The sequence below is a fragment of the Fodinibius saliphilus genome (assembly GCF_005869845.1).
Classification (GTDB): Bacteria; Bacteroidota; Rhodothermia; order Balneolales; family Balneolaceae; genus Fodinibius; species Fodinibius saliphilus.
Window position 1 is genome coordinate 1,038,038 of sequence record NZ_VAWF01000001.1, and the last position, 15,956, is coordinate 1,053,993.

General features: G+C 38.2%; 20 protein-coding genes and 1 pseudogene. 9 read left to right on the top strand and 12 right to left on the bottom strand.

Going from position 1 to position 15,956, the window contains the following annotated elements; translation table 11 throughout:
- The first annotated feature begins 59 nt into the window (after nt 1-59).
- Nucleotides 60-437 (top strand): hypothetical protein, encoded by a 378-nt coding sequence (locus FCN14_RS04265; RefSeq protein WP_212747564.1) that lies wholly within the window; start codon nt 60-62, stop codon nt 435-437.
- Nucleotides 438-507: 70 nt separating this feature from the next.
- Here the strand turns inward: FCN14_RS04265 and FCN14_RS04270 are convergent, their stop codons facing one another.
- A complete protein-coding gene (locus tag FCN14_RS04270; protein ID WP_138429842.1) occupies nt 508-2,238 on the bottom strand; it encodes a PAS domain-containing sensor histidine kinase in 1,731 nt (576 codons plus the stop codon).
- 275 nt (nt 2,239-2,513) lie between these two features.
- Here FCN14_RS04270 and FCN14_RS04275 point away from each other — a divergent pair, with 275 nt between their 5' ends.
- The 8 genes and pseudogenes from FCN14_RS04275 to FCN14_RS04310 all read left to right on the top strand — a co-directional run bounded on the left by FCN14_RS04275 (nt 2,514) and on the right by FCN14_RS04310 (nt 8,849).
- Entirely contained in the window at nt 2,514-2,822 is a 309-nt protein-coding gene (locus tag FCN14_RS04275) for a hypothetical protein (protein WP_138429843.1), read from the top strand.
- 133 nt (nt 2,823-2,955) lie between these two features.
- Complete coding sequence (locus FCN14_RS04280) at nt 2,956-3,570, top strand: Tll0287-like domain-containing protein (RefSeq protein WP_138429844.1); 615 nt, start codon at nt 2,956-2,958, stop codon at nt 3,568-3,570.
- A 122-nt stretch (nt 3,571-3,692) separates the two neighbouring features.
- Nucleotides 3,693-5,516, top strand: a pseudogene (locus FCN14_RS04285) (adenosylcobalamin-dependent ribonucleoside-diphosphate reductase).
- A 104-nt stretch (nt 5,517-5,620) separates the two neighbouring features.
- Nucleotides 5,621-6,181: a menaquinone-dependent protoporphyrinogen IX dehydrogenase gene (gene hemG, locus FCN14_RS04290; RefSeq protein ID WP_138429845.1), complete on the top strand. Its 561-nt coding sequence runs from the start codon at nt 5,621-5,623 to the stop codon at nt 6,179-6,181.
- 790 nt (nt 6,182-6,971) lie between these two features.
- On the top strand, nt 6,972-7,367 hold the full coding sequence (locus FCN14_RS04295) for a TraR/DksA family transcriptional regulator (protein ID WP_138429846.1): 396 nt from the start codon (nt 6,972-6,974) through the stop codon (nt 7,365-7,367).
- A gap of 17 nt (nt 7,368-7,384) precedes the next feature.
- Nucleotides 7,385-7,618: a hypothetical protein gene (locus tag FCN14_RS04300; protein WP_138429847.1), complete on the top strand. Its 234-nt coding sequence runs from the start codon at nt 7,385-7,387 to the stop codon at nt 7,616-7,618.
- A gap of 19 nt (nt 7,619-7,637) precedes the next feature.
- Complete coding sequence (locus FCN14_RS04305) at nt 7,638-8,300, top strand: phosphoribosyltransferase (RefSeq protein WP_138429848.1); 663 nt, start codon at nt 7,638-7,640, stop codon at nt 8,298-8,300.
- 162 nt (nt 8,301-8,462) lie between these two features.
- Nucleotides 8,463-8,849, top strand: a complete 387-nt coding sequence (locus tag FCN14_RS04310; protein WP_138429849.1) for a hypothetical protein — start codon at nt 8,463-8,465, stop codon at nt 8,847-8,849.
- A gap of 55 nt (nt 8,850-8,904) precedes the next feature.
- On the opposite strand, the gene FCN14_RS04315 is transcribed toward FCN14_RS04310, so the two are convergent.
- From FCN14_RS04315 to FCN14_RS04360, 11 genes are all read right to left on the bottom strand, one after another.
- Nucleotides 8,905-9,261, bottom strand: coding sequence for an MgtC/SapB family protein (locus tag FCN14_RS04315; RefSeq protein WP_281280651.1), 357 nt, complete (start codon nt 9,259-9,261; stop codon nt 8,905-8,907).
- 21 nt (nt 9,262-9,282) lie between these two features.
- Nucleotides 9,283-9,444, bottom strand: coding sequence for a hypothetical protein (locus tag FCN14_RS15695; RefSeq protein ID WP_171032802.1), 162 nt, complete (start codon nt 9,442-9,444; stop codon nt 9,283-9,285).
- An 89-nt stretch (nt 9,445-9,533) separates the two neighbouring features.
- Entirely contained in the window at nt 9,534-10,319 is a 786-nt protein-coding gene (locus tag FCN14_RS04320; protein ID WP_138429851.1) for a universal stress protein, read from the bottom strand.
- A gap of 196 nt (nt 10,320-10,515) precedes the next feature.
- Nucleotides 10,516-10,716: a dodecin family protein gene (locus tag FCN14_RS04325; protein ID WP_138429852.1), complete on the bottom strand. Its 201-nt coding sequence runs from the start codon at nt 10,714-10,716 to the stop codon at nt 10,516-10,518.
- Between the two features lie 160 nt (nt 10,717-10,876).
- Nucleotides 10,877-11,182 (bottom strand): sll1863 family stress response protein, encoded by a 306-nt coding sequence (locus FCN14_RS04330; protein ID WP_138429853.1) that lies wholly within the window; start codon nt 11,180-11,182, stop codon nt 10,877-10,879.
- A gap of 260 nt (nt 11,183-11,442) precedes the next feature.
- A complete protein-coding gene (locus FCN14_RS04335; RefSeq protein WP_138429854.1) occupies nt 11,443-12,321 on the bottom strand; it encodes a F0F1 ATP synthase subunit gamma in 879 nt (292 codons plus the stop codon).
- Nucleotides 12,322-12,348: 27 nt separating this feature from the next.
- Nucleotides 12,349-13,860, bottom strand: a complete 1,512-nt coding sequence (locus FCN14_RS04340) for a F0F1 ATP synthase subunit alpha (RefSeq protein ID WP_138429855.1) — start codon at nt 13,858-13,860, stop codon at nt 12,349-12,351.
- Nucleotides 13,861-13,865: 5 nt separating this feature from the next.
- The gene (gene atpF / locus FCN14_RS04345) at nt 13,866-14,660 is read right to left on the bottom strand and encodes a F0F1 ATP synthase subunit B family protein (RefSeq protein WP_138429856.1); all 795 of its coding nucleotides are present in this window, start codon (nt 14,658-14,660) and stop codon (nt 13,866-13,868) included.
- 3 nt (nt 14,661-14,663) lie between these two features.
- Complete coding sequence (locus FCN14_RS04350; protein WP_138429857.1) at nt 14,664-14,936, bottom strand: F0F1 ATP synthase subunit C; 273 nt, start codon at nt 14,934-14,936, stop codon at nt 14,664-14,666.
- A 27-nt stretch (nt 14,937-14,963) separates the two neighbouring features.
- Complete coding sequence (locus tag FCN14_RS04355; protein WP_138429858.1) at nt 14,964-15,656, bottom strand: F0F1 ATP synthase subunit A; 693 nt, start codon at nt 15,654-15,656, stop codon at nt 14,964-14,966.
- Nucleotides 15,657-15,670: 14 nt separating this feature from the next.
- A complete protein-coding gene (locus tag FCN14_RS04360) occupies nt 15,671-15,955 on the bottom strand; it encodes an ATP synthase subunit I (RefSeq protein WP_138429859.1) in 285 nt (94 codons plus the stop codon).
- Between the last annotated feature and the right edge of the window lies 1 nt (nt 15,956).

The window sequence follows — 15,956 nt, forward strand, 5'->3', positions numbered from 1 at the left end:
TACATTTAAAAGTAAAGTTGCTTATATTTTTTATAAATAGAGAGGGAGAGAGATATTATATGGGGCAACTATCTGCTAATGAACTAGATTTATTTTTAAAGAAGCTCGTACCAATGCTTCAGAAACTGAACTTTGGAAGTATCTGGATAGAGGAACATCCCCAATATCCCAGTCCACCGCCTTCCAAAATCATTGATGAAGAGTATAATCCAAATCTTGTAGCCGAAAAAGATGGCATTGATTATTATTTTGAATTTATTAATGAATACTGCCTAGACAAAGCCATTTCAAATTCAGCACTTCAAAGAATGCTTGAAACATCAAATAACAAATGGGATGTTACTACTGTCATAGTTATTGAGTATGGAAGCACTGAAGTAAAAAATAAATTAAATAACCACTTTAATATTTATCCTTTACAGGTGTGGGAACTGTAAACCGTTAATAGTTTTGCCTATATAATAAAACTAGTGAGAACCTCGTAACTTAGTCTTAAGCAATCATTGATTAGGAACCATTAAGGATTTTACATGTTACTTCAGTGCCCTCTCCTTCTTTACTATGAACCTCCAAATACCCCCCAACCATCTGGGCCCGGAAATTCATCAATCGCAATCCCATCCCATTAGTCTTGTCTTCTATTTTATCTAATCCTTTTCCATCATCTTGAATACTGATCTCTAAAGAGGATTCGGAAACTTGTAACCCTACCATAATTATTGAAGCTTCTGCATGCTTAACCGCATTATTTAAAGCTTCTTGAACTATACGATACAAATGAATAGCTATATTATTATCCTTTATAACTAAGGAACTAGCAGTATTATTTCTTTTATATATTATATCTTGATCATACAATTTCTGCATACGCTCAACCAGTTCACCTATAGCTACCTCCAACCCATTGGCCTCCACATCAACCGGTACCAATCCACGGGCCAGTAAATGGGCTTGGTCATCTGCTTCTCTAATCATATCAGAGACTTCTTGGGCTGTTTCTGCTCCCGGCAACTCATTTGATTTCAACTTACTTGCTAAATTTTGTGCTATCAGACCAATACCAGTAAGCATCTGCCCCAGTCCATCATGCATATCTTGTCCTATACGCCGGCGCTCCTCTTCACTAATATTTAAGATTTCCTGCTCCAGTTTACGGAGTTCACGCACATCGCGTCCAATGGAAATAATCGTATTGTTTTCGTTGAAAGTAAAAGCCCTTGCACTAATCTCTAAGGGAATAACCTCTCCACGGCTAGTCAGATGTTCTGTCTCCCAAAGGACCTCTCCATGTTCCAAAATATGGTGAATTCGATCGTCAACTTCTTTTTTAGAAGCACTAACAATATCATAAATTGTCTTCTGGTGTAGCTCTGCCCGCCTATATCCTAACATTTCACAAGCAACATTATTAACCTCGGCAAAAGGCAATGGGCTCATATTTTTATCTACCTGGAAAACAAGCACTTCATCAGTCAGTGCCTGGAACAACATTGAGTAGCGGTGCTCATTTTCTCTCACTTGATGCTCTATCTTCTTACGCTGTGTTATATCAATGATATAACTGATTAGAAATTTCCCGTTATCTGTTTTAAAATCATTGAGGCCAATCTCAACAGGGAACTTTTCACCATTTTTTTTTATCCCATACAAGCTACGCTCTACCCTCACTTGCCGTGGTTTGGGATCATCGTAATACTCCTGCCGCTGATTTTGATTATGTTCTCTAAAGAGGCCGGGAACCAGTATTTCTATTTTTTTTCCTATCAACTCATCACGAGAATAGCCGAATTGTTCCTCTATTTTTTCATTCAGCATTACAATATTGCCTTCCAGATCTGATACAAGCATACCCTCTGTAGCAGCTTCAAAAAGAGCTGAAACTCGTTTTTCATTTTTCTGTATCCGTAATAATGATTCTCTATACTGAGTTACAAACCATACGGTGCCCCACACAACACCAATAGTTATAATTCTGTTGGCACCCGCCATTACCATAAAATCTGACGGCTCTGATACAATATACCCCAAAGCAATCAATACCGTACTTATAATACCTGCGCCAATTGTTATCCATTTTGAACTATTCCAATAGGTAGCCATCACGAGCAGTGCATATGGGACTCCCCCGGCAATCCCAAACGAAATTTGGCTATCAATAATAAATAAGACTGCAGAACATACGAGAATAATTGCCGACAGAATATAATCTGAATTTAATACATGATTACTTTTAGGCATGCTCTTAATATTGACACTTAGTAGTAAATAGCGGTAGTACTTTTCTAACCTTAAAATCGACAGAGTGAAAAATTAATAGTACAAATTTCTCATCTAATACACTAATATTTCAACCCTGAAGTCATCCTTAAAACTCATACAGAAGTCGGCGTATTCCCATTTGTAGGGGATATACCTACACCTAGTTGGGGATCTAACTCTATTTCACATTTATAAAATCATAGTTAATAGTAATACAGGTTTCACATTTAAGGGTAATTTTATTCTCATCAATTATGGCAACACTCAACAAAACCAAACAAACTAAATTAGAACGCAAACTAGCTAAAAAGCTCCTTAGTTGGGATCAACAACTCGATGATTTAGAAAAAAAGATTCATGAACGTTTCAATAAGTTGAGAAGAGATTATCGGAATCAAATTGCAGATATCAAACAGGTACGACTTGAAATAAGGAAAGGATTAGAAGAACTTGAATCACCGGTTGAAACCTCTTTGCATTCAGAAACACAGAGAGTGGAGCAACTATGGAATAAAATCGAATATGCATTATCAGAAAGTAAATATGACTTACCAAAAACCTAGTATTTCTATCAAAATGATATATGCTCAACCACCTGTAGTGTATTACGTTTTAATAGCACATTAACATGCTATCAGAAATAGTAGTAACACAAAGATTTCATTCTATTCAAATTACAGTAACCAGTTATATCTTATGAAAAGCCTATTAATTGTATTTCTGGTTCTTACTATCGGTTGCGGTGATCAATCCAAAAAGAAAGTTATTGACAGCAGTATTTCCTTTGATACTACAGCAGTAATACACGAAGGACAAAAAATTACAAAAGCAGCTTTTAACACATTAAGTAACAATTTACAACGGGCACTTGCTGAAGGTGGTGTACGAAATGCACTGCAGTTCTGCAACGTTCGTGCTATGCCGCTAACCGACTCGCTCTCTACAGATTATGGGGTTGAACTGCGGCGGGTTTCTCACCGGCCGCGAAATCCGAGTAATCGAGCTGACTCGTTAGAGATGTCAACGATTCGGAATTACCTGGAACAAATTCGAAAAGAAGAGTCTGTGGAACCGATAGCTACAACCCATGACAATAATATTAGCTATCATGCCCCTATTCGTATCCCCAATCAACTTTGCTTGCATTGTCACGGCAACCCGGGCCAGGATATTACCAAAGCTGATCTAGAAACCATTCAAGAGCTATATCCCAAGGATGAGGCAACAGGATTCAAAATGGGAGAATTACGCGGAATTTGGAGTATCCAATTTTCCCAATCCTACGTCGATTCCTTGACCCAATCACTATAATGATATACCCACTCCACTGTGTTTATAATTATATTGACCAAATTTCACACCTTACATTAAGAGCCATCCGAGCAGTGCTATCAAAATAGATACACTCATAGCATTATAACCATCACCTATTCATGAAAGATACACCCTTTCAAAGCAAAATATCCCATCATATCTGGGATACAAAATACCGCTATCACCACAAAGGTGAAATAATAGATGAATCAATCGAAGATACCTGGCAACGAGTGGCACAAGCGGTGGCATCAGTTGAAGAGGATTCTAATATGTGGGAACAAGAGTTTTACAAAGTCCTCGAGGGATTTACCTTTATTCCTGCCGGACGCATTCTGGCCGGTGCCGGTACGGAGCATAAAGTAATCCTTTTTAATTGCTTTGTGATGGGAATAATTGAAGATTCTATCCCCTCCTTATTTGAAAATCTCAAACAGGGAGCTCTTACTATGCAGCAAGGCGGGAGCATTGGTTATGACTTCTCCACTATTAGACCCCAAGGTTCATTAGCCCGTAGCAGCAATATTTCATCAGGACCGGTCTCATTTATGAATATTTGGGATACCATGTGTGGAACGATGCTTTCTACCGGGGCGCGCCGCAGTGCAATGATGGCTACGCTGCGATGTGATCACCCTGATATCATGACATTCATTAATGCCAAGCAACAGCCAGGAACACTCACTAATTTCAATCTTTCGGTGCTGGTCAGTGATGCGTTTATGGAAGCAGTTCATGAAAATGATGAATGGCCTCTCGTTTTTCCGGATAAAACCCTAAAAAATAATAATAAGGCTGACCAACCCATTTTTAAAAGATGGAACGGTACCGATGTGAAAGTACCCTGCCGGGTTTTTAAAACAGTTCGGGCACAAAAGCTATGGAATACAATCATGCAAGCGGCCTATGATACTGCAGAACCGGGTGTCTTGTTTATTGATCGGATCAATTCCCTCAACAATTTAAACTACTGCGAATATATTACCGCCACAAATCCCTGTGGCGAAGTACCATTGCCGCCTTACGGGACCTGTAATCTGGGGTCCATCAATCTTACGCATTTTGTTAAGCAACCTTTTAGTGCCGATTCCAATATTGATCTGAAAGATAATCGTAAGAGTAAACAAACGGCCGTACGTATGCTAGATAATGTATTTTCACTTTCCCGTATCCCTTTGAAGCAACAGAAAGAACAAGCACTGCAAAGCCGACGAATAGGCCTGGGTATAACCGGATTGGCAGATGCGTTAATCATGCTGGGTCATCACTATGGAAGTAAAGAAGCACGATCGGTTGCCGAAGAGATTATAAATGAGATATGTCAGACGGCTTATGTGACTTCTACACAGCTTGCAAAACAAAAAGAGACGTGGCCACTGTACGTTAAAGATCGATACCTCAAAAGTCCGTTCATCCAAAAACTGCCTAAAGAAATCCAAAATGAGATTTTCAAAAACGGTATCTGAAACAGCCACCTGCTTTCTATTGCCCCTACCGGAAGCATCAGTATATTGGCCAAAAATGTATCCAGTGGATTGGAGCCTGTGTATGATTTCCGGTACAATCGGAAAGTACTCAACAAAAGAGGTGAGCAAAAAACATATGAAGTGAATGATTATTCCTATCGACTGTGGAAAGAAGAGTACCCCGATCGAAAAACTCCGGATTATTTTGTCAACGCCAAGAATCTTTCCCCTGATGAGCATCTTAAAATGCAGTCTGTACTGCAGAAATATGTAGATAACGCCATTTCAAAGACAATTAATGTCGCCGAAGACCTATCATTTGAGGAATTCAAAAACATTTATCAGAAGGCCTATCGTCGCAAACTTAAAGGATGTACCACCTATCGCCCCGACAAAATTACCGGTGCGATTTTGGAATTAGAAGAGATCGGAGAATCTCATGTACACTGCTGTACTTTGGACCGTGAAGGAGACTAAATTGTAGGGAAATTACCCAACCATTATCCCTCCTTTCTCCTCTGCATTATGCAATACATAACTTCTAGCTTCTTTTACACTTTATTTAACCCAAAGCTACTGTCATGAAATTGCTAATTGTTTACGCTACGACAGAAGGACAAACAAAAAAGATTTGTTCGTTTTTAGCTCAAAAAGCAAAAGAAGAGGGACATAATGTAACATTTATAAATGCCCTTGAACGCCATATCCATCCCCAACAATATGATGCAGCTGTTGTTGGTGCTTCAATACATGCGGGCAAATATCTGCAAGTTGTACAAAAGTATGTTAATGAAAATCACAAAGACCTTAATCATAAACCAAGTGCATTTATCTCTGTAAGTCTTACCGCTGCAAGTGAAAAACCACAATCAAATGTAGATCTACCCAAGATCACCCAACTATTCCTGGATAGTACCAGATGGAACCCAACTTTTATTGAACAAGTCGCCGGAGCTTTGCGCTACTCCAAATACAATTTCTTCAAGAAATTAATCATGCGATTGATAGCTCAAAAAAATGGGGGCAGTACCGACACCTCTAAAGATCATGAGTATACCGATTGGGACCAAGTGGAACGAATTATAAAGCTATTGGAACGAGCAGTGACTGATCAATCCCAAGAAAAACAAACAGTCCATTAATTGAAGAGGAAGGCAAAGAGTTTCACATTGCAATTACCTCTATTCAATTGAAACCTCTTAATGATTATGGAAATTAACAAGACGCCAACGTATGATATTAGTGATAATCCAACGGGGTACTGCCCATTCGGTAGATGCTGAGCTATATGAACAATATTTTAAACGATGCCCACGACTATCTCAGGCTTGCAGAAAAACAATCTGGAAAGATCCCCAAGAATATTTCATATCATCATATTTGGGGAGATGATATTGTTATACTGTATATATAATGGGGCGGCAGGGATATAGGATTCCAAAATCCCAGGGATACTTTGCCCATATCTTCATCGATTCGTGTACCAGTGACCTTCTACACGGGCACTCCCCTTATCATCCCAAAAGGGATTGAGATTTACCAAGATAGTCTGCTTCATTATGTTGTGGCAACTTGATTACCGAATCCGACAGCATCAATGAGTATGAAGAATTTCGTGATGATCTTTCACTGCTCTACCTTCCACCCTTAACTTATCGTGGTAACTTGTCTCATTACAGATGGTCCTGATGAAAATCAGCCATTTTGATTAATCACATCGTATATATCTGTTACTAAATTGATATTTGAGCGCCATAACCGCGAGTGTAAAAAACTAAAACTTTGCTAGAGACAGATCGAAAAACATTCAAGCTAGATTGGCATGAAATGTAAGCCTAACCATTACAGTAATCTCAGTACCTCTCCCATACAAATTTTTCACTAAAATATTGATTATATGATTTACAACTAAATCATACCAATCATGTTATCATGGAAAATATAAAGAAACAAAAAACCTCCCTCTCAGATAAAGAGTTACAATACTTCAAAGAACTATTACTAGATAAAAGAGCTGAAGCACAGAAAGAATTGAATACTATTCGCGATACCCAATCCAATTTAGATGAGGCAGATGACGCCGATTACTCTTCGCTGACTCATCACATGGGAGATGTAGGATCCGAAGAGCAAGAATCGGAGATGAACTATTTACAAATAGAGCGGTTGCGAGAATATATCATGCATATCAACGGTGCCCTCAAAAGGATCGAGGATAAAACGTACGGAATCTGTCAGGCCACTGGCGACCCCATTACTAAAAAGCGACTGGAAGCTGTACCCCATACCAGATACAGTATGAAAGCTAAAGAAAAAGGACTTGTTTAAAATAACTAACTAATACTATGAGTAACCAAGAATATAAACGCCAAACAAATGCAGTATTGGAAGAGCCTCCGCACTTACTGACTGAAGAAGAGTACCGGGGATTTTCAACTGACAACATTTCCAAAAACCGGAATGGGGTAAAAATAACAGCTATTAACAGCAAAGGGATAAAAATTTCTGGAAGTGGAGATACCGAACAAGAGGCCGTCAATATAATAATTAATCAAATTGATCTGCTATTCGACCAATAAACAACCTACATATATCATAATGTTTATTGATAGAAAAGATGCCGGCAATAAGCTTGGCCAGGCACTAGAAAAATATCAGCATGTACATCCGCTGGTATTGGGCATTCCCCGAGGCGGTGTAGAAGTGGGATACTATGTCGCTATACACCTTAAATGCGATTTTGATGTCGTTATAGTACGTAAACTTGGATATCCCTGCGGCCCGGAAGCTGCTTTCGGTGCTATTGCAGAAGATGGGAGTCTGTATCTTAACCCTTGGTCAAACAAATACTTAAATAAAGAAATCATTGAACAGGTTGTTAAAAAAGAAAGACAGGAAATACGTCGACGCATAAATGAATATCGAAAAAAAATGAGCTTGCCGGATCTCGCTGACCGTGTTGTTATCTTGGTTGATGACGGTATTGCCACCGGTTCTACGATATTTGCTGCACTTTCGATGTGTCAAAAGCAAGAACCGAAAAAACTGGTTGTTGCAGCTCCTGTTTCTGGTACAGATAGACTAATGAGGCTTGAAGATGAAGCAGATGAGGTAATCATCCTTGATCAAAGAGAGAAGTTTTTTGCGGTATCTGAAGGTTACCAAAGATTTACAAAGCTCACGGACAACGAAGTAATCCATTTTATGGAGCTTTGGAGGAAAAAGCGCTTTTTCATGAAGAAGAGTTCAGGCCATAAATAATGCGAAAATATTATCCTACATAAAATTGAGAAATAATTTAGTATATGCCGCTGTAGGTAATACTGCCACACTTACATCAAGTAAAAGCTTACGGCAGGTCTATATGTAGGAGTTATATTTGTAGAAGATATATCGTAAATAAAAACGATAAGGGATAGCCTTATGGATGACATATCACCTGTTTTATTTGATTACTTCCAATTTAAAGACTTACAATACTTTTTGGAGAATCTTACAAAAAAGAAGTGTGTGTACTACGCAAGTGAAGTGATAGGTGCAAATGATGAAAACCTAGATAAAGTTGAACCCTTGGTGCAACATACACTGGAGGTATTCAAAACATTAAATATTTCTACCGATGAACACTTTTACTTGATATTCCGGTATAAAGATGGGAATCTCTTCAAAGATTGGAAAATATCAGAACTTGCCAGCATTTATATGTTGTTCAGTGGTGACCCTACAAGCTTGGAGACCGTAGCTCAGCAACAAAATCAATTAATCGATCTGCTGCTGGAAAAGCAGCCCCACAAGGCCACAACGACTTAAACATCTGCTAACCAAGTTATATGTGTCCCGGTCTACCCTTCTGGGTTTGATATAATCAGAAGAATAGTATTCCCAATACTCCACCGGCAACGATAATACCACACATTGTTAATAGGTTCCATGCTTTCCGAGTCCCAATGAAAAAGGTAAAAATGCCCTCTTTTACTAAAGCATTAGTCATTACCACGATCAGGTAGCAGGGCAACATTACTGCCGAGATAATCAAAAATATGATACCGTAGTATAATTCACTCGGTTCAATTGTTTTGACACAGTCATGAAGCTTAGGTTTAGTACTTAGTATTAGTATCATAACAATAGTGACTGATACAGATAAGACAATATATCCTCTCACCATAGCAATACCTACAGCAAAAGTAACAAAAGCAGCCATCTCAGTAGTCAACCCCAGTGAACCGGTCTGTTGGGCATGTTATAAATATCCTACCATAAAAATGACTACAAAACTGGCTACAACGATACTCAATAATACATCTCCCGCATGATCTGAAAGTATTCCCCATAACCCTCCTGCAAGAGCAATAAGGGTAAAGGTTCGAATACCTGCTCCCTTGAAAGCTCCAACCTCTTTCAACACCAACAAGAAAGCCCGATACCAGGACTAATCCCATTCGCAGTATTAGTTGTATTTCATTTGAAGAGTCAAACATCCATTTCTCATAGTTATAAATATTTCTCTCCGTTTAATGTCAAAAAAGCAGTATCGGCTTCACAACCAATCATAGATGTATGATCTTTTTGTAGCAACTTTTGGAAAAAGGTCTTTTGATATCTGGTCGCCGATATAAGTTTCGTATTTTTCTCTTTTATAAAATTAACAAAACCTTCAAAAAATGAAGGATTAACAAGCCGTTTAAAAGTTAAATTATCATAGTTAGTATGCTCATTTGCTACCTCCTTGAACCCCCGATATTTAATCCTTTCCTCAAAGTCATTGTCAGTAGAAATATGAACCACATGTACTTCAGCATCAAAAATCTCACCCCAATCTAACAGATCTTTAAGGGCTGGCAAATCCCCCTCATTAAAATCAGTCATAAATACAATGTCATCAAAACCAGAATATGTACTCTCTTTGGGAATAGTAAGTACGGGAATTGAAGATTTTGAGATAATTTCAGTAGTTGTACTCCCTATAAATTTTCTTACTCCCGACCTACCTTTATTACCCATCAATATGAGGTCGGCTTCCACTTCTTTAGATCCTTTCAGTATTGCCGAAACAGAATCCCCAATTTCTGTTATTGGATATACTTCAATTTCCTTGAAACGGTCGTCAGCCGTCAGCTCCTCCAAAAGTCTCTCTGAGCTCAATGAGTAGATACTTTTCATCGAGTGCATTAAATAAAGACGGGAATTTTGTGCTAACGCAAAATCCACAGCAAAAGAAGTAGCAGCTTCCGAATAACTTGAAAAATCAGTAGGAACCAGAATATTATTAATATTCATTTCGGATATTTTTTAAACCAGAATTACAAATTGACTAGTCGACCAATATGTATCAAACGGTTACTTACAGCTGATCCTGGAAATTTATATATCCCCCCAGTACCTATGTTTTTAAAGTTAGTAAACCAAGCATACTTTTAATTTATCGGACATAATAATTCTTCCCCCTAAGGAACAAGGTCTGCTATTTATCATTTTACTCTTCCAACAGAAAAGTTACTTTTGCATCAATTCTATAGTGATCCACTTGATCATCTTCAACAATGGCCTGAATATTTTCCATATAAATACTTTTTATGTTATGTACCGTTTTAGAAGCTTCTTCTGCAATATTTTGGACTGCTTCTTCTATGGTACTGCCTTCTCCCATTACTTCAATTACTTTTGCTAATGACATAATATTCTCCTGTTTATAATTTAATATTTTTACTATTGCTCTTTGCTAAAATCTGAGTTATTGGGTTTTAAAGTATATGTGTAGAATATTACAGCTTTAAACTCTATAAAAGTTCAAGAGATATTCGAAACGATCTTGATAATATTCTTCCACCCAACTATTAACTGTTCTTAATTTTAGCTTTTAATGACTTCAATATATTTATTGAATCATCCCAAAGCTTATTCAGATCATTCTTGATAGATTCAAAACGATCTGAACTTACGTCTTCAATTTTTTCGATCTTGGTTTCCATCTCATCTCTATACCGATTAAGCTCTTTAATCCTTCCTTTATATTCACTTTTCAGCTCTTCATATTCCTCATCCAGATTATTCTCCAGTTTTTCTAAGTCCTTATTCCACTCTTTTAGTTTTTCGGCAAATTGGTCAATAAATTTTTCTCTTTTATCTTTGGTTGCTTTCATAGTGTTCTGTCTTTTGGGTGAATAAATAATAATTAGTTTTCAATGTGATAAGTCACTTCAGAAAGCTCGTTAAATAGCTGCTCATCACTTTTAAAAAGTCATGAACTTCACATTAAAAACATATGGGCTAATCCATTTTATAATTGAAGGGCATTTTCTTACAATGAGTAACTCAACACCCTGAATCCAATTCAGGATAACATAGTGAGGATAGCTCTGTAAAAAACTACTAGTCAAATAAGGAATTAGGAGATTTAATATTATAACTCCTCGACAGCAATATAACCTGATAATATATCAAGCAGTTCTTCGGTTATTCTCTTCTGCCTTTCTTGGGCATACTTGTTATGCAGCTTCGAAAGTCGTTTCTCTATTTTATCTTCTGCTATTGCCATCGCATTTAATCGGCTTGTGTGTTCTGCAGCAAGAGATTCAGCCATAGCACGGTATAGTGAAACAAGCAAATATTGCCGAATAAAATGAGCAAAAATATGCTTGGCATTCATCGTAAACTGTGGCAGATTATTAGTAGGCCACTCTTTAGCAGCCAGTCGATCTAACCAGTGCTTATCCAGCGGTAACAAAAATTGTATATGGGGTTTATATAAACCTTGCTTTACAGGTTTTTGATGAATAATTACAACCCTATTCACATGATTAGTTACCCGTAATTTTTCGATTGCATGTAACAACTGCACTGCTCTTTTATTAAGCCCTGCTACCGAAGCAGGTAATGGAATTATATCATTCACTGAATATTTAGCTATCAACTTTGAAGCTAAGCGCTCTCCCATTACCAGCAACTGGGGACCTAACAGTGCTTGCTCTATCAATTGTACTTCTAAGAACTTTTGTAGCTGCTCATCAAATGATCCGCAGAGTCCTTGACTTGAACCTAAAATTATGACGCATTCTTGAGCTTCGTTATAAATATTTAAATATGGAAACCCCTTTTTTTGTGATGTTTCCAATACAATTTGGAGCCCCATCTCCACCGTTCGAAAATATTCTCCCAATGATTCTGCTGCCTGTTCAAACTGATGTATACTTACCGAGGACAAGATTTTCATCGTATGCACAATTGAGTGTAGATCCTCTGCATTACTAATTTTCCGTTTATAGTGTTCAACAGTTTGCATGGTAGAAGGTACTTCTTTTATCTTCTGTTAAAATCTTTTTGCTAATATATTGTTAATTGTATTCACCAAATCTTCACATTCACTTTTTTCCAACTTTTCTCCAGCCTTAACTTTCGTACTGATCGTCCCTGCTTCAAACTCAATATTAGCACGTATGACATTACAAGCAGCTTCAATTTGGAATAACTCCATCTCATCAAACAGACCATTCGTTACGGCTACTAAAAGTGCAATCTGTTGAACCACTTCAATGGTATCAAACTGGTCTTGGCATAGCACTTCCCGAATGCGTTTTCCCCGTTCTATCTGTTTCAAAGTATCCTCATCCAATCGCGAACTGAACCGAGAAAAGGCTTCCAGCTCCTCAAACTGCGAATAAGCCAGTCGTAACTCTTCCGACACCATGCGATATGCAAGCAGTTGTGCTGCTCCCCCTACTCGTGATACTGATTTCCCAATATCTATGGCCGGTAACACATCTTTTTGAAATAATTCGGGTGACAGAAATATCTGACCATCTGTTATCGAAATAAGATTGGTAGGAATAAATGCTGATATATCCTGCCCTTGAGTTTCAATAATGGGCAGAGCAGTCATACTGCCACCAGACTCTTTAAGATGTGCTGAACGCTCCAACAAGCGAGCATGAATATGAAATATATCCCCGGGAAATGCTTCCCGTCCCGGTGGACGGCGAAGCAGTAGTGCCAATTCACGATAAGCTCGAGCATGCCAAGTTAAATCATCATAAACAATCAGTACATCCCTACCCTGTTCCATAAAATATTCTCCCATGGTGGTAGCCGCATACGGCGCAATATATTGCAGGCCCACCGGCACGCTGCTACTTGCTGATAGCACAATCGTATTTTCGAAGACATCATGTTTTTTCAAATCAGCCACTACACGATTTACTTCAGCCCGTTGTTTGCCGATAGCACAATAAATACAAATTACCTCTGTATCTTTCTGATTAATTATACTATCAACAGCAATAGCCGTCTTCCCGGTTTGGCGATCTCCCAGTATTAATTCGCGCTGCCCCCGGCCTATAGGCAATAGAGCGTCAATAGTAAGAATGCCCGTTTGTAGCGGAGTATCCACCGATTCCCGATTCATAATAGATGGAGCCTCACGTTCTACAGCTAAATAAGTAACAGCCCGAAAAGCAGATTTATCATCTAAAGAGCGTCCCAGAGGATCTACTACCCGCCCTAATAGAGTCTCTCCTACCGGAACCCCCAGTACTCTTTCGGTTCTAAACACTTCATCGCCGGCATCAATATGCTGCTCATCATCAAGCAGTATCACTCCGATCTCATACTCATCAAGGTTGTAGACTAATCCAAGTGATCCATCGTTAAATTTCACCAGTTCATCAGTTACAACATTTGGCAATCCACAAATCCTGGCAATACCCTCCCCTACGGAACGTACTTCCCCTTTCTCCCGGATAAAAAGATCAGGTGTACTTTTTTTAGATTTAACTATTGATTCAAAAATTTGATCAACAACCGATACTATAGATTCCGAAGTCATCTTTATTACTCATTTTGTGTAGGTTGCTGTATTGTCTCAATATTAGAGTTAAAAAGTTGCTCAATATTTGTTTTAAGATCTTCCAGGTAAATATCAGCATTCCAACCCAACTTCCACCCATCTGTACGCAGTTCAACACCAAATCCTATGCTAGAGGAAACTTCAAACTCGCATTTAAGTTCGTCTGAAAATAACGGTTTTATGATGTTGGTTATTTGTTGGCGCACTTCAGTATTGAGTTCAAATGAGCTAATTACAGTTACTGTTTTTGTCTCCCCATCCACGGTTGCTCTTGTAATCTTTTGGCGTTCTTCTTTATCCAATGTTTGAAGTTTTTCTTTGAAGACATTGAGTGTTTCCTCTTCCAGTGTGCTATTTGAAAGATCTTTAACTAGCTTTTTAAGTATGTTGATAACATTAATCGTTGCCTGCTGATGTAATTCCTTAAAAAATGACTTTTTCTCTGATGCAATAGCTTCTTCCCAGTTATGCTGCATCTTTTTTACCTCTTCACGAGCTTCCTGTTCTAGCTTCTTTTGTGTTTGGGCCGCTTTCTCCTTAGCATCATGCAATATTTCTTCTTTTGACCTTTTTAGTTCATCAAGTTTTTGCTGATAGTCCTGTTTCTTTTCTTCTGCTTCCCCTAATTTTCGACGTGCTTCATTCAATCGGGAAGTAACCTGTTCTTCCCTTTTTGCCATAATATTTTCAATAGGCCCAAACAGGAACCGTTTTATAAGGGCCAACAAAATCAAAAAATTGATGATTTGAGCAACCAATGTGAACCAATCGATAGCCACTTCCTATCCTCCTCCAATCACATAATCCCAAAAGGGATTAGCAAAAATTAAAATTAAGGCTACAACAAAGCAGTAGATTGCCGTTGATTCTATCATAGCCAGCCCCACAAATAGTGTTCGTGTAATGCTGGGCGTCTCATCAGGCTGCTGCGCTATGGCAGTTAATGCTTTAGACAGCGCCCTCCCCTCTCCCAAAGCCGGAGCAATAGATCCCACAGCAATAGTTATCCCTGCTGTGATAATTGAAATCATTCCGATAATGCTAATACTATCCATATTTATATCTTTAAATTACTATTTCTATTATGTTTCTCTGCTATTCTCTTTTACCGGCCGTACCCTTGTAGCTGATGCGATATAAACTAATGCCAAAACAGCAAAGACATATGCCTGTATAACACCAATCAATAGACCAAAGGCTTGCATTATAGCAGGAAAAAAGAGCGGGCTTAAGCTTAAAATTATTGCTACTATAAGGCTACCGCTCATAATATTTCCGAACAAACGAATAGCAAGAGCTAGCGTTCGAGAAAGTTCGCCAATAATATTAAATGGGAGCATCAAGGGACTTGGCTCTATATAGTGCCTTATATAACTGGCAAATCCCCGATTAGAAATACCAAAAATAGGTACAGCTATAAACACACAAATTGCCAATGCTGTGGCCGTTGAAAGCGATGCTGTAGGTGCCTCAAAGCCCGGTATAATGCCAATAATATTGGAGAGAGCGATAAACAGAAATAATGAACCGATGAAAGGAAGATATTTACCCGGATCCTCATGTGTTTCTTCTCGAATCTGATCAATAACGTATACCACAAAAGATTCAAGAAATGCCTGTCCCCGCTTAATATGGACACCTGCCGTTAGGTTTTTAGTAATCAGCCATGATACGGATATGAGCAGTAGTATCACGATCCAGGTATTAACTAAGGTCTCATTGATTTTTAAAAAACCATACTGCCATAAAATGATGTCATCAATATTCAGTTCCATATCCGGTTACACTATTAATTATAAAGTGCATCTTCGGGGGTACCTAGTTTTAATAATAGTATCTGTCTAACAATAAGGAATGATATAAGTGCTAATCCAAGATATGCCCAGTGGTATTGTAACAGGGCATAAAAAACCAGCAGCAAAAAAGTAACTCTTACTACAAAACTCACCAGTAGCAGCAGGTAAGAAAACCTATGTTGGGCAATTTTACGCAGCGTTAACCATAACCCCCCAAAATAAAAGACGCTGATAATAGCCCCGCTTACTATTGCTATCAGAATAAAAGCCCAATTCATA

Coding starts and splice junctions, on each gene's coding strand:
- FCN14_RS04295 (WP_138429846.1), top strand. CDS start 6,972: ATGGAAAATATAAAGAAACAAAAAACCTCCCTCTCAGATAAAGAGTTA.
- FCN14_RS04270 (WP_138429842.1), bottom strand. CDS start 2,238: ATGCCTAAAAGTAATCATGTATTAAATTCAGATTATATTCTGTCGGCA.
- FCN14_RS04305 (WP_138429848.1), top strand. CDS start 7,638: ATGTTTATTGATAGAAAAGATGCCGGCAATAAGCTTGGCCAGGCACTA.
- FCN14_RS04320 (WP_138429851.1), bottom strand. CDS start 10,319: ATGAATATTAATAATATTCTGGTTCCTACTGATTTTTCAAGTTATTCG.
- FCN14_RS04265 (WP_212747564.1), top strand. CDS start 60: ATGGGGCAACTATCTGCTAATGAACTAGATTTATTTTTAAAGAAGCTC.
- FCN14_RS04335 (WP_138429854.1), bottom strand. CDS start 12,321: ATGCAAACTGTTGAACACTATAAACGGAAAATTAGTAATGCAGAGGAT.
- FCN14_RS04330 (WP_138429853.1), bottom strand. CDS start 11,182: ATGAAAGCAACCAAAGATAAAAGAGAAAAATTTATTGACCAATTTGCC.
- hemG (WP_138429845.1), top strand. CDS start 5,621: ATGAAATTGCTAATTGTTTACGCTACGACAGAAGGACAAACAAAAAAG.
- FCN14_RS04325 (WP_138429852.1), bottom strand. CDS start 10,716: ATGTCATTAGCAAAAGTAATTGAAGTAATGGGAGAAGGCAGTACCATA.
- FCN14_RS04300 (WP_138429847.1), top strand. CDS start 7,385: ATGAGTAACCAAGAATATAAACGCCAAACAAATGCAGTATTGGAAGAG.
- FCN14_RS04310 (WP_138429849.1), top strand. CDS start 8,463: ATGGATGACATATCACCTGTTTTATTTGATTACTTCCAATTTAAAGAC.
- FCN14_RS04275 (WP_138429843.1), top strand. CDS start 2,514: ATGGCAACACTCAACAAAACCAAACAAACTAAATTAGAACGCAAACTA.
- FCN14_RS04340 (WP_138429855.1), bottom strand. CDS start 13,860: ATGACTTCGGAATCTATAGTATCGGTTGTTGATCAAATTTTTGAATCA.
- FCN14_RS04280 (WP_138429844.1), top strand. CDS start 2,956: ATGAAAAGCCTATTAATTGTATTTCTGGTTCTTACTATCGGTTGCGGT.
- FCN14_RS04355 (WP_138429858.1), bottom strand. CDS start 15,656: ATGGAACTGAATATTGATGACATCATTTTATGGCAGTATGGTTTTTTA.
- FCN14_RS04360 (WP_138429859.1), bottom strand. CDS start 15,955: ATGAATTGGGCTTTTATTCTGATAGCAATAGTAAGCGGGGCTATTATC.
- FCN14_RS04350 (WP_138429857.1), bottom strand. CDS start 14,936: ATGGATAGTATTAGCATTATCGGAATGATTTCAATTATCACAGCAGGG.